The organism is Aeromonas lusitana, assembly GCF_002812985.1.
In the GTDB taxonomy this organism is placed as follows: Bacteria; Pseudomonadota; Gammaproteobacteria; order Enterobacterales; family Aeromonadaceae; genus Aeromonas; species Aeromonas lusitana.
On record NZ_PGCP01000028.1, the window covers coordinates 39,054 to 58,008 of the forward strand.

Annotated in this window: 19 protein-coding genes; 11 read left to right on the forward strand and 8 right to left on the reverse strand. The window is 62.2% G+C overall.

Features of this window, described 5'->3' with window-relative positions:
• The 5 genes from livH to CUC44_RS15985 are packed head-to-tail and all read left to right on the forward strand — an operon-like array spanning position 1 to position 4,520.
• Entirely contained in the window at positions 1–927 is a 927-nt protein-coding gene (gene livH, locus CUC44_RS15965; RefSeq protein ID WP_100860873.1) for a high-affinity branched-chain amino acid ABC transporter permease LivH, read from the forward strand.
• Positions 924–2,192 (forward strand): high-affinity branched-chain amino acid ABC transporter permease LivM, encoded by a 1,269-nt coding sequence (locus CUC44_RS15970; RefSeq protein ID WP_100860874.1) that lies wholly within the window; start codon positions 924–926, stop codon positions 2,190–2,192. The genes livH and CUC44_RS15970 overlap by 4 nt, the downstream gene beginning before the upstream one ends.
• Entirely contained in the window at positions 2,189–2,962 is a 774-nt protein-coding gene (gene livG / locus CUC44_RS15975; RefSeq protein ID WP_100860875.1) for a high-affinity branched-chain amino acid ABC transporter ATP-binding protein LivG, read from the forward strand. The genes CUC44_RS15970 and livG overlap by 4 nt, the downstream gene beginning before the upstream one ends.
• A gap of 8 nt (positions 2,963–2,970) precedes the next feature.
• Positions 2,971–3,672 (forward strand): ABC transporter ATP-binding protein, encoded by a 702-nt coding sequence (locus CUC44_RS15980; protein ID WP_100860876.1) that lies wholly within the window; start codon positions 2,971–2,973, stop codon positions 3,670–3,672.
• Positions 3,673–3,674: 2 nt separating this feature from the next.
• On the forward strand, positions 3,675–4,520 hold the full coding sequence (locus tag CUC44_RS15985; protein WP_100860877.1) for an AraC family transcriptional regulator: 846 nt from the start codon (positions 3,675–3,677) through the stop codon (positions 4,518–4,520).
• Here CUC44_RS15985 and CUC44_RS15990 read toward each other — a convergent pair.
• Positions 4,505–5,092 (reverse strand): LysE family translocator, encoded by a 588-nt coding sequence (locus tag CUC44_RS15990; RefSeq protein ID WP_244166795.1) that lies wholly within the window; start codon positions 5,090–5,092, stop codon positions 4,505–4,507. The two genes, CUC44_RS15985 and CUC44_RS15990, sit on opposite strands and share 16 nt — an antisense overlap.
• A 153-nt stretch (positions 5,093–5,245) precedes the next feature.
• Between CUC44_RS15990 and glpE the strand changes: the two genes are divergently transcribed.
• The gene (glpE, locus tag CUC44_RS15995) at positions 5,246–5,569 is read left to right on the forward strand and encodes a thiosulfate sulfurtransferase GlpE (protein ID WP_100860878.1); all 324 of its coding nucleotides are present in this window, start codon (positions 5,246–5,248) and stop codon (positions 5,567–5,569) included.
• A 29-nt stretch (positions 5,570–5,598) separates the two neighbouring features.
• The gene (glpG, locus tag CUC44_RS16000) at positions 5,599–6,432 is read left to right on the forward strand and encodes a rhomboid family intramembrane serine protease GlpG (RefSeq protein WP_100860879.1); all 834 of its coding nucleotides are present in this window, start codon (positions 5,599–5,601) and stop codon (positions 6,430–6,432) included.
• A gap of 77 nt (positions 6,433–6,509) precedes the next feature.
• Here the strand turns inward: glpG and CUC44_RS16005 are convergent, their stop codons facing one another.
• Entirely contained in the window at positions 6,510–8,936 is a 2,427-nt protein-coding gene (locus tag CUC44_RS16005; RefSeq protein WP_100860880.1) for a VolA/Pla-1 family phospholipase, read from the reverse strand.
• Positions 8,937–9,236: 300 nt separating this feature from the next.
• Here CUC44_RS16005 and ubiK point away from each other — a divergent pair, with 300 nt between their 5' ends.
• Positions 9,237–9,494: a ubiquinone biosynthesis accessory factor UbiK gene (gene ubiK / locus CUC44_RS16010; RefSeq protein WP_050720481.1), complete on the forward strand. Its 258-nt coding sequence runs from the start codon at positions 9,237–9,239 to the stop codon at positions 9,492–9,494.
• Positions 9,495–9,603: 109 nt separating this feature from the next.
• Here ubiK and fre read toward each other — a convergent pair whose 3' ends face one another.
• The 5 genes from fre to trxA all read right to left on the reverse strand — a co-directional run bounded on the left by fre (position 9,604) and on the right by trxA (position 14,889).
• Positions 9,604–10,302 carry an NAD(P)H-flavin reductase gene (fre, locus tag CUC44_RS16015; RefSeq protein WP_100860881.1) on the reverse strand — a complete coding sequence of 233 codons (699 nt, stop codon included), beginning with the start codon at positions 10,300–10,302 and terminating at the stop codon, positions 9,604–9,606.
• Between the two features lie 154 nt (positions 10,303–10,456).
• Positions 10,457–11,926, reverse strand: coding sequence for a 4-hydroxy-3-polyprenylbenzoate decarboxylase (gene ubiD / locus CUC44_RS16020; RefSeq protein ID WP_100860882.1), 1,470 nt, complete (start codon positions 11,924–11,926; stop codon positions 10,457–10,459).
• Positions 11,927–11,956: 30 nt separating this feature from the next.
• Positions 11,957–12,967 carry a hypothetical protein gene (locus CUC44_RS16025; RefSeq protein WP_100860883.1) on the reverse strand — a complete coding sequence of 337 codons (1,011 nt, stop codon included), beginning with the start codon at positions 12,965–12,967 and terminating at the stop codon, positions 11,957–11,959.
• A 122-nt stretch (positions 12,968–13,089) separates the two neighbouring features.
• Positions 13,090–14,355 carry a transcription termination factor Rho gene (gene rho, locus CUC44_RS16030; protein WP_100860884.1) on the reverse strand — a complete coding sequence of 422 codons (1,266 nt, stop codon included), beginning with the start codon at positions 14,353–14,355 and terminating at the stop codon, positions 13,090–13,092.
• A 207-nt stretch (positions 14,356–14,562) separates the two neighbouring features.
• Positions 14,563–14,889 (reverse strand): thioredoxin TrxA, encoded by a 327-nt coding sequence (gene trxA, locus CUC44_RS16035; RefSeq protein ID WP_050720486.1) that lies wholly within the window; start codon positions 14,887–14,889, stop codon positions 14,563–14,565.
• A gap of 113 nt (positions 14,890–15,002) precedes the next feature.
• Here trxA and rhlB point away from each other — a divergent pair, with 113 nt between their 5' ends.
• Genes rhlB through CUC44_RS16050 form a run of 3 tightly spaced genes read left to right on the forward strand, consistent with a single transcriptional unit; the run spans position 15,003 to position 18,075 of the window.
• Positions 15,003–16,292 (forward strand): ATP-dependent RNA helicase RhlB, encoded by a 1,290-nt coding sequence (rhlB, locus tag CUC44_RS16040; protein WP_100860885.1) that lies wholly within the window; start codon positions 15,003–15,005, stop codon positions 16,290–16,292.
• A gap of 14 nt (positions 16,293–16,306) precedes the next feature.
• A complete protein-coding gene (gppA, locus tag CUC44_RS16045; protein WP_100860886.1) occupies positions 16,307–17,797 on the forward strand; it encodes a guanosine-5'-triphosphate,3'-diphosphate diphosphatase in 1,491 nt (496 codons plus the stop codon).
• Positions 17,798–17,820: 23 nt separating this feature from the next.
• On the forward strand, positions 17,821–18,075 hold the full coding sequence (locus CUC44_RS16050) for a Rho-binding antiterminator (protein WP_100860887.1): 255 nt from the start codon (positions 17,821–17,823) through the stop codon (positions 18,073–18,075).
• Positions 18,076–18,153: 78 nt separating this feature from the next.
• Here CUC44_RS16050 and CUC44_RS16055 read toward each other — a convergent pair whose 3' ends face one another.
• Positions 18,154–18,912, reverse strand: a complete 759-nt coding sequence (locus tag CUC44_RS16055) for a class I SAM-dependent methyltransferase (protein ID WP_425266326.1) — start codon at positions 18,910–18,912, stop codon at positions 18,154–18,156.
• Between the last annotated feature and the right edge of the window lie 43 nt (positions 18,913–18,955).

Consider the following 18,955-nt stretch of genomic DNA (forward strand, 5'->3'; position numbering starts at 1 on the left):
ATGTCCGAACACCTTCTTTATCTGGTTCAGCAGTTGCTGAACGGATTAACCATAGGCAGCACCTATGCGTTGATCGCCATCGGCTACACCATGGTCTACGGCATCATCGGCATGATCAACTTCGCCCACGGCGAGGTCTACATGATCGGCTCCTATGTCGCCTTCATGGTGATGGCCGGTCTCATGATGATGGGCATCGACAGCACTTTCTTGCTGCTGGGAGGCGCCTTCCTGGTCAGTATCATCATCACAGGCAGCTATGGCTGGACCATAGAGCGGGTCGCCTATCGCCCGCTGCGGGGCGGCAATCGCCTCATCCCCCTCATCTCCGCCATCGGCATGTCGATATTTTTGCAAAACATGATGCGGATGGCCCAGGGCTCGCGTGATATCGCCATGCCCACCCTGATCTCGGGTGGCTGGGACTTAGGGGCCGAGGATGGCTTCCAGGCCAGCCTCTCCTACATGCAGCTCATCATCTTCGTGGTGACCTTCATCACCATGCTGGCGCTGACCCAGTTCATCAACCGCTCCCGCATGGGCCGCGCCTGCCGCGCCTGTTCGGAAGACATCAAGATGGCGAACCTGCTGGGGATAGACACCCACGTGGTCATCTCCATCACCTTCGTGCTGGGAGCCACCCTGGCCGCCGTGGCCGGGGTCCTGCTCGGCATGTATTACGGCGTCATCAACCCCTACCTCGGCTTTATGGCTGGCTTGAAGGCCTTTACCGCTGCTGTACTGGGCGGCATCGGCAGCATTCCGGGCGCCGTCATCGGCGGCCTGCTGCTCGGGGTGGTGGAAGCACTCACCGCCGGCTACCTCAGCACCGAATACAAGGATGTAATGGCGTTCGCCCTGCTCATCTTCGTGCTCTTGTTCATGCCGACCGGCATCCTGGGTCGCCCGGAGGTCGAGAAGGTATGAAAAAACAATTTATCCATGCCTGCATCGCCAGCCTGATGCTGATGGTGCTCTCCTTCTGGCTGCTGGGCTTCAAGCTCGAGACCGACGGCAACCGCCTGCAGGTGATAAGCCGGCTCGATGTGTCGCTGGCCTGGCTGCTGGGGGGCGCCACCATCGTCTTCTGGTTCCAGATGCTGCGCGGCCAGATTTCCAAGCTGTTCCAGGCCTCCATCAGCGGCTTCTCCGTCGGTTTCACCAAGCTGGTGCTGCCAAGCCCTGAAGAGGCCCCCAAGCTCTATAACCTGACCGCTGTGCTGGTGCTCTTGTTCGCGGTGAGCTGGCCCTTCATGGCCTCTCGCGGCGCCATCGATCTCGCCACCCTGACGCTGATCTACATCATGCTGGGGCTGGGACTGAACGTGGTGGTGGGCCTCGCCGGCCTGCTGGATCTCGGCTACGTCGGCTTCTACGCGGTCGGTGCTTACAGCTATGCCCTGCTCAACACCTACTTCGGGCTGAGCTTCTGGGAGTGTCTGCCCATCGCCGGCCTGATGGCGGCCACCTTCGGCTTCCTGCTCGGCTTCCCGGTGCTGCGGCTGCGAGGAGACTACCTGGCCATAGTGACCTTGGGCTTTGGGGAGATCATCCGCATCCTGCTCAACAACATGACCAGCCTGACCGGCGGCCCGAACGGCATCTCCGGCATCCCCAAACCGACCCTGGGGGGGCTGGAATTCAACCGCACCGTCAAGGACGGGGGTTTTGGCACCTTCCACGAATTCTTCGGCATCGCCTACAACGGCAACCACAAGGTGATCTTCCTCTACCTGATGGCGCTGGTGCTGGTGATCGCCACCCTGTTCGTCATCAACCGCCTGCTGCGCATGCCGCTCGGCCGTGCCTGGGAGGCGCTGCGGGAAGACGAGATCGCCTGCAAGTCGCTGGGCCTCAACCCCACCATCATCAAGCTGACCGCCTTCACCATAGGTGCCTGCTTCGCAGGCTTCGCCGGCAGCTTCTTCGCCTCGCGCCAGGGCTTCATCAGCCCGGAGTCCTTCGTCTTCATCGAGTCGGCCATCGTGCTCGCCATAGTGGTGCTGGGCGGCATGGGCTCCCAGATCGGGGTGGTGCTGGCCGCCATAGTCATGACGGTACTGCCGGAGCTGGCCCGTGAGTTCAACGAGTACCGCATGCTGATGTTCGGCCTGCTGATGGTGTTCATGATGATCTGGCGACCCCAGGGTCTGCTGCCCATGAGCCGCCCCCATCTGGAGCTTAGAAAATGAGCAACAATCAGAAATTGTTGGAAGTCTCTGATCTCTCCATGCGCTTCGGCGGCTTGCTGGCAGTCAACGGCGTCAAGCTGGACGTGGACAAGGGGGAGGTGATCTCCATCATTGGCCCGAACGGCGCTGGCAAGACCACCATCTTCAACTGCCTGACCGGTTTCTACCGTCCAAGCGGCGGCGTGATCCGTTACCGGGGTGAGGAGATCCAGGGCTTGCCCGGCCACCTCATCGCCCGCAAGGGGATCGTGCGCACCTTCCAGCACGTTCGTCTCTTTAAAGAGATGACGGCAGTGGAAAATCTGTTGGTCGCCCAGCATCGCCACCTGAATACCAGCTTCGTCGCCGGCCTGTTCAAGACCCCCTCCTTCCGCCGCGCCGAGAAAGAGGGGCTGGAGCAGTCCGCCTTCTGGCTGGAGAAGGTGGGCCTCAAGGATCTCGCCAACCGTGCCGCCGGCAACCTGGCCTATGGTCAGCAGCGTCGCCTCGAAATAGCCCGCTGCATGGCGACCAGGCCAGAGCTGCTGATGCTGGATGAGCCGGCCGCCGGCCTCAACCCCCACGAGACGGACGAGCTGAACGAGCTCATCTCCAACTTGCGGGACGAGTTCGGGGTCTCGGTACTGCTGATCGAGCACGACATGAAGCTGGTGATGGAGATCTCCAACCGCATCTTCGTGGTCAACCAGGGCACACCGCTGGCCCACGGCAAACCGATCGAGATCCGTAACAATCCGGCCGTGATCAAGGCCTATCTGGGCGAATCCTAGGAGTCATGATGTTAGAACTTCGCAACGTATCGACCCATTACGGCAAGATCCAGGCACTGCACGACGTCAGCGTCGAGGTCAAAGAGGGCGAGATAGTCACCCTGATCGGCGCCAACGGCGCCGGCAAGACCACCTTGTTGATGACCCTCTGCGGTGAACCCAAGCCCAGCAGCGGCAGCATCTGGTTCGAGGGGGAGCAGATAAGCTCCCTCACCACAGCCCGCATCATGCGCAAGGACATCGCAGTCGTACCCGAGGGACGACGAATCTTCGCCCGCCTGACGGTGCAGGAGAATCTGCTGATGGGTGCCTTCTTTGTAGATAAAGAGGAGCAAAACGGCCTGCTTGACCAGGTGTTTACCCTGTTCCCGCGCCTGCATGAGCGGCTGGAGCAGAGGGCCGGCACCATGTCCGGCGGCGAGCAGCAGATGCTGGCCATAGGCCGCGCCCTGATGAGCAAGCCGCGCCTGCTGCTGCTGGATGAACCCTCCCTCGGGCTGGCCCCCATCGTCATCCAGCAGATCTTCGACACCATATTGCAGCTGAGGGAGAAGGGCATGACCATCTTCCTGGTGGAGCAGAATGCCAACCAGGCGCTCAAACTGGCGGACCGGGGCTACGTGCTGGAGAACGGTCACGTGGTGTTGCAAGACACGGGCGCGGCCCTGCTGGCGAACCCTGCGGTGCGCCAGGCGTACCTCGGCGGCTGATCATGGGCAGGTCAAGGGAGACGCCGGACAGTCACAGCTTCTGGCACGACCCTGCCCTGCCGTTTATCGAGGCGCGGGCGGTGCAGGATGGCCGCCGCGTCTGTTATGACAAACACAGCCACGCCCACTTCTCCATCGGGGCCATCACAGGCGGCCACAGTCATTACCTCAACCAGCGCAGCAATCAGGAGGTCGGCAGCGGCCACCTGGTGCTGATGAACCCGGAGGAGGTGCATGCCTGCAACCCCATCGCGGATGAGCCCTGGTCCTATCTGATGTTCTACCTCGACACCGACTGGTTGCAAGGTCAGCAGGAGGAGGCCGACCTCGGCGCCACGTTTCGCCCCTTCGACATGACCGCCAGCCGGGATCCGGTTCTGTATCAGGCGTTGCAACAACTCCACCACCAGCTGACCCAGGCACCCGATCCCCTGGCCAAAGAGGTGGCCTGCCACCAGTTCAGCCGCCAGCTGCTGGCCAGACTGACCCCGGCCCGCTGGGATGACAGGCCGCCGCAGCACCTGCAACGGGCCGCCGAGCTGATGCAGGATGAGTGCGCCAGCCCTCTCAGCCTGCAGCAGTTGAGCACGGTGGCCGGGCTCACTCCCTCCCACTTCGTGCGCACCTTCTGCCACCACTACGGCATGACGCCCCACGCCTATCTGCTGGACCAGCGCATCCGCCACGCCCGCCTCCTGCTCAGGCAGGGACTCCCCCTCACAGAAGTCGCGCTGGCAAGCGGCTTCGCCGATCAGGCCCACTTCCAGCGCCAGTTCAAACGCAGGGTCGCCGCCACCCCTGGCCAATACAGAACGCAACTCGCAGCCCGGCCTCAGCGCACCAGGTAGGCGGTGCTCAGCACCAGCAGCAGGGCCATGGCCCGGTTGAACCAGCGCAAGCGGCGGGGAGAGAGCAGCGCCTGTTGCAGCCGGCTGCCCAGATAGGCCCAGCAGGCGATGGAGCCAAGACAGATCACCAGATAGATACCGGTGAACAGCATGATCTGCCCGAGCCCGCCCGCGGCCCCGTAAGCTCCCATCCCCATGCTGGCCGCCAGCCAGGCCTTGGGGTTGAGCCACTGCATCAGGGCGCCGTACAGGAAGGCAGGCGGGGCCTCGCCCTGCCCTTCCACCCGGCCCCCGTCCACCAGCAGTTGCCAGGCCATGTAGCAGAGAAAGAGAACGCCCCCCCAGCGCATGGCATCCTCCGCCATGGGCCACTGCGCCAGAGCGCCGCCGAGCCCGAGCCCCATCAGCAGGAGCAGCAGGATGAAGCCCAGGGTCGCCCCCACCACGTGGCGCAAGCTGGCGTGAAAGCCGTAGCGGGCACCGGCGCCGAGGGCCACCAGATTGACCGGGCCGGGGGAGATGGACATGGCCAGGGCAAACCCGGCCATGGAGAACAGCAGATTCATTTCCATAAGTGTCACTCGTGCAATGGATGGACCCCCAGCCTAACCATCCATCCCGGACCCAATATTGAAGGAAATTGCGATCCCTCGCGGGAGACGACTTAGCGCCAGCCACGGCTTGCGGTAAACTGGCTCTCAATCATCTATTTGCAGGACATCTCAATGGACCAGTTTGCCCATATCAGCGCCCAGGATGCCCACCAGAAGCTGGAGGCCGGTGAGGCCCGCCTCGTGGATATTCGCGATCCCCAGTCATTCGAGACGGCCCACGCGGTCGGCGCCTTCCATCTCACCAATGGCACCCTGGTCCGTTTCATGGACGAGGTGGATTTCGACACCCCGGTGATCGTGATGTGCTATCACGGCAACAGCAGCCAGGGCGCGGCCCAGTATCTGCTGCAACAGGGCTATGACGCCGTCTACAGCCTGGATGGCGGCTTCGAGGCCTGGCGCAGGGAGTTCCCCATTCAGGCGGGGGACGCATGACGGGAGCAGGCAAGTCACCCTCATCCGGCATGATCCAGCTGCTGGTGCTGGGCGACGCTCGCATGGCCCAGGCACTGGTGGATTACCTCGCCACCTTGGGCATCTCGTGCGAGCTGACCCAGTCCGAGCTCGGCGTCTCGGTCTGGCTGGCGGATGAGCAGCGTTTCGCCCAGGCTCAGCTGGAAGTGAAACGCTTCCTGGCCGAGCCGAATCACCCTCGCTACATGGAAGCCTCCTGGCAGTCCGGTCGGGCCGATGCCCGCATCGACTACAGCAAGGGGATGACGGATCCGGTCACCGACTTTCTGCATCAGGCGGGCCCCCTGACCCTGGTGGTCATCATCGCCTGCCTGGCCGTCTATGCCCTCAACGCCATCGGCCTGCCCATCTTCGACCAGCTGGCGTTCCACCCCACCCTGGCCCAGTTCACCGACTGGCAGGCATGGCGCTACGTCACCCCGGCCTTCATCCACTTCTCCGTGCTGCACCTGGTGTTCAATCTGCTGTGGTGGTGGTATCTGGGGGGTCAGATAGAGCAGCGCCTCGGCAGCGGCAAGCTGTTCATCCTGCTGATCGTCGGGGCTGCCCTGCCCAACGTGGCGGAGTTCTTCGCGAGCGGCCCGCTGTTTGGCGGCCTCTCCGGGGTGGTCTATGCCCTGCTCGGTTACTGCTGGCTGCGCGCCAAGCTGCAGCCTGATTGCGGCCTCAGCCTGCCACCGGCGCTGATGGGCTTCATGCTGTTCTGGCTGGTGCTCGGCTTCTTCGATCTGCTCGGTACCAGCACCGCCAATATCGCCCATCTAGTCGGCCTGCTGGTGGGTCTGCTGCAAGGCTGGCTGGACAGGCATCACAGACCCACCTGACGTTCTTCCATCCATTGTTCTGATTTCCAGAAACGAAAACGCCGCCCAGAGGGCGGCGTTTTTTTATGACGGCTGACTTATTGCTTGAGCAGGGTCCCGTCGGTCACCTTGACCGCGGTGCCGCCGCTCATGAAGAAGCTGCCGAACTGGGTCTGCATCTCGGTCGTCACGGCGCCGGTCGGATCGAAGTTCTCGTCCGGTGCCAGCAGCGAGCTGTGGCCACCGGCCACGAAGCGGGCCGCATTGTGATTGGCCGCACCTGTGGCGGTCAGCGGTTGCAGCGCCATCACCCGGAACAGGGGCTCGGTGCCCGCCAGCGGCGCGGATGCGATGCTGTTCGGGATCACCTGATCCGACAGGCTTAGGGCGCCATCGCCCACTACTTCCGTGGCAAACAGCGGGAAGTCCGCCTTGATGCCGCTCGCCAGGTTGATCGGGTCAGCCGAATCCAGCACCGACTGGGCCGCAAAAACATAGCTCTGCAGCGTACCGGCGGCGCTCGCCTGGGTGGTAGCGTCCAGGCTCGGCAGGAACTCGTTGATGAAGCAGTTCGCCACCGCGGTCTTGCAGTTCGGTGCATAGGCGGTGAAGGCCGTCTTCAGCTCCGGGCTACCCCCGATCAGCACGCCCATCTTGATGGTCGGGCCGAAGGTCGGTGAGTTCAGCAGCAGCGGCGCTATACCGCCGCCCGGCATGGCCAGGCCACCCGTGGTGAACTTGAACAGGGCATCCGCCTGGGGATTACCAACAGACTGGTTGGCGACCGCCAGCAGGTTGGCCCCAGAGATGGCACCCAGGGAGTGACCCAGGAAGTGCACCTTGAGGCTGCCAGCAGTGCCGATGACGCTCTTGGCGTTGGCCAGCCCCACCGCCAGACGCAGGCCCAGCAGATCCGCCACGCTCTGTTTCAGGTTGTCCCGTGCCACCGTCAGGTAGCTCAGGTTTAGATAGGGGGTCGGGTTCTCTGAGGTGGTCACGGTCGCCATGCTGCCGCTCAGGGCGAAACCACGCTCCCCGTGCAGCGGGTGATCGATCACCACCACGGCGACATTCTTGGCCGGAGATGCTTTAGCACCGGCACCGATCTGGCCCAGCGCCAGGGCATAGGCGTTCTCCTTCACCGAGGTGACGCCATGCTGATAGATGATCACATCTGTGATGGCAGACAGCGGGGCGGCGGCAAAGATGCGCATCGGCACGGATTGCACCTCTGCCAGCGCCGGCAGCGGGTTGAAGCGGCCGATATTCAGCTCGGGATCCAGCGCCTTGCCGCCCGAGGTGAGGGTCACCCCGATGAGCTTGCTCGCCTCCGCCAGCAGCTCGGTCTGGCGAGTCGGATCGGCAATCAGTGCCCCAAGCAAGGCCGGATCCACACCTGCGCCCACCAGGCCGCCGATCACCTCACTGTCACTGGCCTTCAGGGCATTGGCGATGGCGTACAGGCTGGGGATGGCGCCGTGCCAGGACTGGGTCTTGGCTTTATCCCAGGAACCAACGGTGGCCGGCGAGGAGAGGAAGTAAGGCAGCTTGACCGCACCGGTATAAACCTTGGTGACGCTCGCCAGTCCGCTAAGGGTCGGGCTGGCAGCCACGGCGGCGGCAATGGCATCCTTCTGTTCCTGAGGCAGGAACTGTTCGGCCTCCAGCTGAGTCAGGAAGGGGGCGTTGGCCGTCACTCCCAGGGTATAGGTACCCGGCAGGCTGGTATGGCCGAGGGCATCCTGTTTCCACAGCGCAGCGGCATCCAGGTTCGGGCTGGCCTTCAGCACCGAGGCTGCGGCCCCTTTCACCGCCAACAGCACATCGGCGCCGGACTGGGTACCGAACCAGTCGGAGAAGATCACGTGATCGCTGGTGATGCCGGTAGCGGCCTTGAACAGGCCTTCCTGCAGGGTGATCAGACCGTTGATGCTTTGTTCCTGGGCATTGCTGCCCGGGCTGCTCTTGTAGTTGCTGTAGTCGCTGCCCATCTTGACAGGGTTGCCGTCGCTGTCTTTGAGCGTATCGGTCGCCACTATCATGTAGTAGGAGGAGGGGTTGAGCGGCTTGAGCGGCACCAGGTTCAGCTTGCCGGTCGACTCGGCGACCACGAAGTCCACGCCGTAGCTCAGCACCTTCTTCACGCCGCTCGGGCGCAGGGCCGTGCTGTCAAAGGCCAGCTCCAGCAGATAGAGGGGGGCCACAGAGGCGCCAAACTCGGCGGCGGTCGGTGCCTTGACGGTGATGCCGGAGGCGGTCACCGGCACTATCTGGATGGCCTGGGTCGTGGACCAACCATCCAGGGTGGAGAGGGCAGAAACGGGATTGGAGAGGTCCGCCGTCTCGGTGGAGAACTTCAGGGTGCCGTCGGAGGCACGGGCGGCCAGGGCGCTGGGACGCACGGCATTGGAGCCGCTCAGCAGGTAATCGAGATAGCTGGAAGTATCGCCTTTGTTATCATCGCTGCCACCACAACCGCTCAGCAGCGCACTGAGGACTGCTGCATAAATTATGTTTTTTTTCATGTCCTTATCTCTTTTATGTTGTTATCCATGATGAGCCTGACGGGGTAGGGTTCATACCCGACCGGGTCATATTAACAGCAAGATAACAATTAATAAGCCTCTGGTCGGTCATCTGATCTGATTTTTTTGTGTGCAACATCAAGGAATTGAAATCGCTCCCCGGCGGCGGAGGGTAACAGCATCCCGGGCAATACCAGACCCGACCAGAGCTTGTTTACCGTCGGTACGCAAAAAGCCACCCCGATCTCGGCAAAGGGGGGCATTTGTCGGTAGAATGGCCCATCGCTTAAGGAGAACCCCATGATCGACCCGAAGAAACTGGAAGAGATCGCCAAACAGGTACACAACGCCCTGCCGCCCGGTATTCGCAGCATGGGTGAAGAGGTGGAGAAGAAGACCCGTCAGGTGCTGCAGTCCCAGCTGAACAAGCTGGATCTGGTCAGCCGTGAGGAGTTTGACGTGCAGACCAAGGTGCTGCTGCGCACCCGGGAGAAGCTGACCGCCCTCGAGGCCAAGCTGGCCCAGCTGGAACAGCAGCTCGGCGCCAAGGGCGAGTAATCTCGCCGAACGTCGGGCCAGCAGCACCCGCCCCGACGGCACATAAAACAAACCCCAGCCTGGCTGGGGTTTGTTGTTTCTGGAACAGCGAAGAGACGCCGGCTATCGCCTAGATAAACTCGTAGGCGTCGCCGAAGATGCGCTCCGGCTCGGCGCCCAGCACCTTGAACTCCTCCCGCGCGGCACCCGCCATCTCGAAGCGGCCCGCCACATAGATGTCGTAATCGTGCAGGCTGACGAAGTCGTCCATGATGGCCTTGTGCACCAGCCCGGTCCGGCCGGTCCAGTCCGCTTCCGGCTCCTGCACCACGGGCACGAAGGTCAGCGGGGCATAATCCAGCGCCCACTGCAGCATCTGCCCCTGCTCGTACAGCCAGTGTGCCTGACGCACTCCCCAGTAGAGGAACACGGGACGCTTGCTGTCGGTGGCGATCAGATACTCCAGAATGGAGCGGGCGTAGGAGAAACCTGTGCCGCCCGCCATCAGGATCAGGGGACGGGGGGATTCGTCCCGAAGGAAGGCCTTGCCCGCCGCCAGTTCGATCTCGATCTCGCCCTGCTCGCGCATGCGGGCCAGCACCTGACCGGCGTAGGCGTTTTCAGGGGTGGCACCGATCTGCAGCTCCAGCACACCGGAGCGGGTCGGCGAGTTGGCGATGGAGAAGGGACGCTTGTCCGAGTCACTCATCACCACCAGCAGATACTGGCCAGGCTTGAAGCTGATGGCTTGCTGCGGCGCCAGGGCCACATGCCAGATGGTGTCGACATATTCGCGCAGTTCCTCTACGCGGCACTTGATACGTTGCATTCTTGTCCTTTTGACGGGCCAGCCCGGCCCGTTCTCGCTCATTGATTCACTGTGTTCTGGCGACCTGCGCGTGGTCAGGTCAGTCGAGCATACCCAATTCGGGCCGGCAATACCGCTCTTTATGCATCGAACGGTCCCCTGACCCGCCCTGTGGCTAGTCCAGGATCTTCAGCTCATCCCAGATGGCATCGATCTTGGCGGTGACGGCGGCATCCTGGACTATGGGTTGGCCCCACTCCCGGTTGCTCTCCCCCGGCCACTTGTTGGTGGCATCCAGCCCCATCTTGGAGCCGAGCCCCGACACCGGCGAGGCGAAGTCCAGGTAGTCAATCGGCGTGTGCTCGATCAGGGTGGTGTCCCGCGCCGGGTCCATCCGGGTGGTGATGGCCCAGATCACGTCCTTCCAGTCACGGGCGTTGATGTCGTCGTCGCAGACGATCACGAACTTGGTGTACATGAATTGGCGCAGGAAGGACCAGACCCCCAGCATCACCCGCTTGGCGTGGCCAGGGTAGCGTTTCTTGATGGTCACCACCGCCATCCGGTAGGAGCAACCCTCCGGCGGCAGGTAGAAGTCCACTATCTCGGGGAACTGCTTTTGCAGCAATGGCACGAACACCTCGTTCAGCGCCACCCCGAGCACCGCCGGCTCATCGGGCGGACGACCGGTATAGGTGCTGTGATAGATGGCATCGCGGCGCTTGGTCATGTGGGTGATGGTGAACACCGGGAACTCGTCCACCTCGTTGTAATAACCCGTGTGATCCCCATAGGGACCTTCCGGCGCCATCTCGCCCGGCTCCAGATAGCCTTCCAGCACGATTTCGGCGCTGGCGGGCACTTCCAGATCACAGCTCAGGGCCTTCACCACCTCGGTGCGACTGCCCCGCAGCAGGCCGGCGAAGGCATACTCGGAGAGGGTATCCGGCACCGGCGTCACGGCGCCGAGTATGGTGGCAGGATCGGCGCCGAGCGCCACCACCACGGGGAAGCGCTCACCGGGATGCGCCTCCTGCCACTCGCGAAAATCGATGGCGCCGCCGCGGTGATCCAGCCAACGCATGATCAGCTTGTTCTTGCCGATCTTCTGCTGGCGGTAGATGCCGAGGTTCTGGCGCTTCTTGTAGGGGCCGCGAGTGATGGTCAGGCCCCAGGTCACCAGGGGCGCCACGTCCCCCGGCCAGCAATGCTGGATCGGGATCTGGTCGAGATCCACCGCGTCCCCTTCCAGCACCACCTGTTGGCAGGGGGCGGAGGAGAGCCGCTTGGTCGGCATGTTCAGCACCTGCTTGAAGATGGGCAGCTTCTCCATCAGCTCCTTGAGGCCGCGGGGGGGCTCCGGCTCCTTCAGGTAGGAGAGCCAGGTCCCCACCTGGCGCAGGGCGCCGACGTTGGGCTGACCCATGCCCATGGCGACGCGGTCAGGCGTACCGAACAGGTTCGTCAGCACCGGCATGTCATAGCCCTTGGGGTTCTCGAACAGCAGGGCCGGGCCGCCCGCACGCAGGGTGCGGTCGCTGATTTCGGTCATCTCCAGATAGGGGTCTATCTCGCGGCTGATGCGCTTGAGCTGTCCGTTTTGTTCCAGCTGCGCGATGAAATCACGCAAGTCCTTGTATTTCATGCGGGTACCCATGATGCAGGTGAGGGGGCATTATAACCCCGGCCGCCCATCCGGTGTACCCGTATCGGGTCGCATGACGGACGTGCCGTGACGCCGCTCCTGGTGAGTGAGCCGGTCCGCCAGCTGGGCCAGCAGCCTGGGCTCGTCCATCTGCAGCAGCAAACCTGCCACCAGGCCGCTGTATTGCTGCTTGCCGAGCTCCGCCAGCAGGTATTGGCGGGCGGTATCCGGCAGCGGCGAGAGCCGGCTGAGCTGATGCAGGGCCGGCAGCAGCAGTCGGTCGTGACGACTGGCGGAGATCAGCAGATCGCTTGCCTCCTGACCCCTGTAGAAGCGATTAATAGTGTGTAGCGCTGTCAAACTATCGTGATCCACTGGCTGGCGCCACAGTTTCTGGTACAGGGCGGGATCTCCGGTACGCTCTATGAGGTGCAGCAGCAATTGGTTGTCCGGCAGGAACAGATTCAGGGCCGCCAGTCGCCTGGACTCGCGCCTGAGAATGGGGGTCGGCTGGCTGTCCAGTACGGCCAGCAAGGCCTGTTGTTGACGCGCCAGCTCAGGATTGCGGCTGTAGTAGAGCTGCTTGAAGTCGAAGCTGTCCTGCGCCAGCAGTTGACGATAGTTGTCCTGCCAAGCGAGCTGCTGCCAGCGGCTCAGCACCAGCCGGGCCTCGGCCGGGAAGTCATAGGCGGGCAGCTGGACCAGGAAGCCGTCCACCTCCCCTTCCACCAGCCATTGGGGAGCCTTGGCGGCCTGATCCCGTACCCAGGCATGCAGCTCGGGGCTCGGCGTGACCAGCCGCTTGAGACCGGTCAGCAGCTGGTACAGCAGGTACTCGCGCTGGCCCACGGCTAGAGTCTCCAGCAAGGAGTCCATGGCGGCAAACTGCCCCAGCACCAGTCGCTGGTCAAGATAATCGAGGTGGCCCTGCAAGTCCTCATCCGCCACCAGCGGCGCCTGCAACCGCGGGGGAGAATCGGCGGCCTGCACGGGCGCGGCGGCCAGCAGCCACCCAATCCATAGCAAGAAAATCAGCTTCATGACGTCCCTATCCTTGTGACATCCGGCCTTGTGGCGTCCTGGCCCCATAGTACTAAGGGCACCGGCAAATAGATAAACAAAAACCGCGACCTGGGCCGCGGTTTTATCATTCTTGGGGGCTGTTACTTCTGCTGACGCTTCATGGAGTCGAAGAACTCGTCGTTGGTCTTGGTCGCAGCCAGCTTGTCGATGAGGAACTCGATGCTGTCGATCTCGCCCATGGGGTGAATGATCTTGCGCAGGATCCACATCTTCTGCAGCTCGTCCGGGGCAGTCAGCAGCTCTTCCTTGCGGGTGCCGGAGCGAGTGATGTCGATGGCCGGATAGGTGCGCTTCTCGGCGATCTTGCGCGAGAGGTGCAGTTCCATGTTGCCGGTACCCTTGAACTCTTCGTAGATGACCTCGTCCATCTTGGAACCGGTGTCGATCAGCGCGGTCGCTATGATGGTCAGGCTGCCGCCTTCCTCAACGTTACGGGCGGCACCGAAGAAGCGCTTGGGTCTGTGCAGGGCGTTCGCATCCACACCACCTGTCAGTACCTTGCCGGATGACGGGATGACGGTGTTGTAGGCACGGGCCAGACGGGTGATAGAGTCCAGCAGGATGACCACATCCTTCTTGTGCTCGACCAGGCGCTTGGCCTTCTCGATCACCATCTCGGCGACCTGGACGTGACGGGAGGCCGGCTCGTCGAAGGTGGAGGCGATGACTTCACCCTTGACCATGCGTTGCATCTCGGTCACTTCTTCCGGACGCTCGTCGATCAGCAGCACGATCAGCTCACAATCCGGGTGGTTGTAGGCGATGCTCTGGGCGATGTTCTGCAGCAGCATGGTCTTACCGGCCTTGGGCGGTGCGACGATGAGGCCGCGCTGGCCCTTGCCGATGGGGGATGCGAGATCCAGTACACGGGCTGTGATGTCTTCGGTCGAACCGTTGCCACGCTCCATGCGCAGACGCTCGTTGGCGTGCAGGGGGGTCAGGTTTTCGAACAGGATCTTGTTGCGGGCATTTTCCGGACGATCGTAGTTGACGTCGTTGACCTTGAGCAGCGCGAAGTAACGTTCGCCCTCTTTCGGTGGCCGGATCTTGCCGGAGATGGTATCGCCGGTACGCAGGTTGAAGCGGCGGATCTGGCTCGGGGAGACGTAGATATCGTCAGGGCCCGCCAGGTAGGAACCGTCTGCGCTACGCAGGAAGCCAAAACCATCGGTCAGGATTTCCAGCACACCGTCGCCAAAGATATCTTCACCGCCCTTGGCGTGCGCCTTGAGGATGGCGAAAATGATGTCTTTCTTGTGCGCCCGAGCCAGATTTTCCAACCCCATGGATTCGCCAAGCTTGACCAGCTCGGACACAGGAGTGTTCTTTAATTCAGTCAGATTCATAGTGGTGAAAGTCTGTAAGCAAGGATTGAAGTAGGGGAGACAGTCTGCTGGATTGATGCTGATCGGATTTGATTTGCCAGGCTGTTGGTAAGCAAAGAGTCAGGCAAAAAGGTTAGCAAACGAGCGATAAACTAGCACCAATCGGGATGAGCGTCTAGGTGATAAAACACAAGGAGCGCATTATTGCAATGCGCTCCTTCTTGATTATTACAGGTTACCGTCCAGGAACTCTTTCAGCTGAGTCTTGGACAGGGCGCCGACCTTGGTCGCTGCCACTTCGCCATTCTTGAACAGCAAGAGGGTCGGGATACCGCGAATGCCATACTTGGGCGGAGTGTCGGCGTTATGATCGATGTTCAATTTCGCCACGGTCACGCGACCGGCATATTCTTGGGCGACTTCGCTGAGGATCGGGGCAATCATCTTGCACGGACCGCACCATTCAGCCCAGAAATCGACCAGAACGGGGCTGTCGGCTTTGATTACATCGGCCTCGAAGCTGGCATCGCTCAGCTGAACAATCTTGTCACTCATCTCCAACTCCAGTCAGTAATTAAGGCTTTATTGACGGATCAACAAAGGCAATAGTTGCCCTATTTGAAATGATCCTGTTTATTATTGCAAGCCTAACCTGATAACCTACCGCCATGAGCAAAACACATCTAACGACCGAAAAATTCGCCCAAATGGGCCTCGAACCCGAAGTTCTGGCTGGTCTGGAATCAAAGGGATTTCACTATTGCACGCCCATCCAGGCACTGTCTCTGCCGCTGCTGGTAGAAGGCCATGACCTCGCCGGTCAAGCCCAGACAGGGACCGGCAAAACCCTTGCCTTCCTGGCCGCGACCTTCAACTATCTGTTGACCCACCCGCTGACCCAACCGCGCCTGATCAACCAGCCGCGCGCCATCATAATGGCACCGACCCGGGAGCTGGCGGTCCAGATCTACAACGATGCGGAAAGCATGTCTGCCTCGACCGGCCTCAAGCTCGGTCTCGCCTACGGTGGCGAAGGCTACGACAAGCAGCTGGCCGTGCTGGAACAGGGTGTCGACATCCTGATCGGCACCACGGGTCGCATCATCGACTACTTCAAGTCCAAGGTCATCGATCTGGGCAACATCCAGGTAGTGGTATTGGATGAAGCGGATCGCATGTTCGATCTCGGCTTTATCAAGGACATCCGCTTCCTGTTCCGCCGCATGCCCCCCGCCACCGAGCGCCTGAGCATGCTGTTCTCCGCCACCCTCTCCCTGCGGGTGCAGGAGCTGGCCTACGAGCACATGAACCACCCGGAACACGTACAGGTCGAGCCGGAACAGATGACGGGCGTGCGCATCAAGGAGGAGCTGTTCTATCCCTCCAATGAAGACAAGATGCTACTGTTGCTCTCCCTGATGGAAGAAGAGTGGCCGGAGAAAGCCATCGTCTTCGCCAACACCAAGCATGTCTGTGAAGACGTCCATGCCTGGCTGGAGAACGACGGCCACCGTGTCGGTCTGCTGACCGGCGACGTGCCCCAGAAGAAGCGGATGAAGATCCTGGAAGAGTTCACCAAGGGTCAGCTCGACATCCTGGTCGCCACCGACGTGGCCGCCCGTGGTCTGCACATCCCTGACGTGACCCACGTCTTCAACTTCGACCTGCCCGACGATGCCGAAGACTATGTACACCGTATCGGTCGTACCGGTCGCGCCGGCAAGAGCGGTCACTCCATCAGCCTGGCCTGTGAAGACTATGCCTTTAACCTGCCGGCCATCGAGGAGTACATCCACCACTCCATCCCGGTCAGCAAGTATGACCGCGAGGCGCTGCTGGATGACGTGACCGCCCCGAAACGGGTGTTCCGCAACCGCCAGCCGGTGAACCGCAACATGCGGGATCGTCAGGGTGGTGGCAACAGCAACAACCGCCGCCGTCCGCCCCGCAAGAGCTGACAGGACAGGCCCAGTTGCACAACTCGCCGCTCTATGCCGCCATCGACCTCGGCTCCAACAGCTTTCATATGCTGGTGGTGCGCGAGGTCGCCGGTGCCCTGCGCACCGTCACCAAGGTCAAGCGCAAGGTGCGCCTCGCCGCCGGTCTCGACTCCGAATTTCGCCTCAGCCGCGCCGCCATGGAGCGGGGCTGGGACTGTCTGCGCCTGTTCTCCGAGCAGCTGCAGGACATCCCCTCCGACAACATCCGGGTGGTGGGTACCGCCACCTTGCGCCTTGCCACCAACGTCGATGAGTTCCTGAGCGAAGCGGAACGGGTGCTCAACCACAGCATCGAGATCATCTCGGGCGAGGAAGAGGCCAAGACCATCTACGAGGGGGTCTCCTGGACCTCCGCCGGGGAAGGCAATCGGCTGGTGATCGACATCGGCGGCGCCAGTACCGAGCTGGTGATAGGCGAACACAGCGAGGCCAAGCTGCTCAACAGCCTGCACATGGGCTGCGTCACCTGGCTCAACAACCACTTCGGTGACGGCGAACTCTCCGAGGCCCGCTTCAATCAGGCCATCGCCGCCGCCAAAGCTGTGCTGGAGAAGGTGGCGGACGATTACCGCGTGCTCGGCTGGCGCACCTGCGTCGGTGCCTCGGGCACAGTCCAGGCGCTGCAGGAGATCATGCTGGCGCAGGGCAAGAGCGAGCGAGTCACCCTGCCGAAATTGCAGGAGTTGATGGGTCAGGCCATCGCCTGCGGCAAGCTGGACCGGCTGCAACTGGAAGGGCTGGCGGCCGAGCGGCTGACCGTGTTCCCCTCCGGCCTCGCCATCCTGATCGCCATCTTCGAAACCCTCGGCATCGAGAGCATGACCCTCGCCGGTGGCGCCCTGCGAGAAGGGCTCATCTACGGTCTGCTCGGCAACAATCACGACTGTGATGCCAGGGACAGGACCGCCGACAGCCTGATCAGCCGCTACCAGCTCGACAAGGAACATGCCGAGCGGGTGCGCGACACCGCCGTCGAGGCGTTCAACCAGCTTCAGCCGGCCTGGCGCCTCTCCAAGCGCTACGGTCGCCCGATCCTGCGTTACGCGGCCCTGCTGCACGAGATCGGGCTCTGCATCGAGTACAAGAAGGCCCCGCAACACGCGGCCTACATCATAGACAACATCGACATGCCCGGTTTCACCCCGGCGCAGAAGAAGCTGTTGTCGGCCCTGCTGTTCAACCAGCGGGACGAATTCAAGCTGGAACCGCTGGAGAAGCAGGGAGCCGTCACCGGTCGCCAGGCGATTCGGCTGGCCCGCATCCTGCGCATCTCCCTCATCCTCTGCATGCGGCGCACCCAGGGCACAGTGCCCAAGTTCATGCTGCAGGCGGACGAGGATGCCCTGACCCTGACCCTGCCCAAGGGCTGGCTGGATGAACACTACCTGCGCGCCAGCGAGCTGCGCCTGGAAGTGGAGCGCCAGCAGAAGATGGGCTGGGCCACCCGTTTGCTGGAAGCCTAAGCCCATTCCACCAGGAGAGCACCATGACGGACTATCAACCCATCGACTGTGACCTCTACGACTGGCTCGAAATAGCCGCCCGCTGGCAGCTGCCGGTGACCATCAGCACCCGGCAGGGACGGCAGTGGGCGGACAAGGTGCAAACCATAGAGGCGAAAGATGGGGTCGAGTATCTGCAGCTGGAGAGCGGCGAGCGACTGAGTCTGGCTGAGCTCGCGACCCTGGATCTGGTCTGGCAGGGGGAAGCGAAGCGGGTACATTTCGCCCCCGGTCAGTGATAGACCATCGATCACCAAAAAGAGAGGGCCAGCTATGCTGGCCCTCTCTTTTTACATCCGTTTTTCCGGGCGGCCGGTCTAGCTCGCCAGCGCCGCCATCACATAGACGTCGAAGCGGTTGCTCTTGGTCTCGATGGCCATGCTGGGCTTTTGCTCGTTGAGCCAGCCCGCGTAGTCGGGCCGCTTCACCACCACCCGCTTCTCCGCCATCTTGAGGGCCGCCGGCAACAGGGCATCCGCGTCCAGATCCGGTCCCACCAGCGACTGGAATACCCGCATCTCTTTTTTCACCAGCGCCGACTTCTGCTTATGGGGGAACATGGGGTCCAGGTAGATGACATCCGGCCGCTCGCTAAGGGCCAGCAGGTTGTCCACCGCCGGCCCTTGCAACAGCTGCATCCGCTCGCGCACCCAGGGGCCTATCTCAGGATCCTGCGCCGCCCGCGTCAATCCATCCTGCAACAGGGCCGCCACTACTGGGCTGCGCTCGATCAGGGTCACCTTGCAGCCAAGGGACGCCAGCACGAAGGCATCGCGACCGAGCCCGGCGGTGGCGTCCACCACGGTCGGCATAGCCCCCGCCTTGAGCCCCACCGCCTTGGCGATGGACTGGCCACGGCCGCCGCCGAACTTGCGCCTGTGGGCCACGGCCCCGTCCACGAAGTCCACGTACACGGCCCCCAGCTTGGGTTCATCCAGCTTGCGCAGCTCCAGCCGCTCCTCGGTCAGCACCAGGGCGAAGGGGGCGGGAAATGCCACCTCGGCCAAGCGCAGGCGCAAGGCATCGAGCTCCCCTTCACGGGCGGGCACTTCACTGAAAACCTGGATATGGGGCATAACGAAGACTCATGACGGCGTACAAGCCGTGCATCATAGCAGA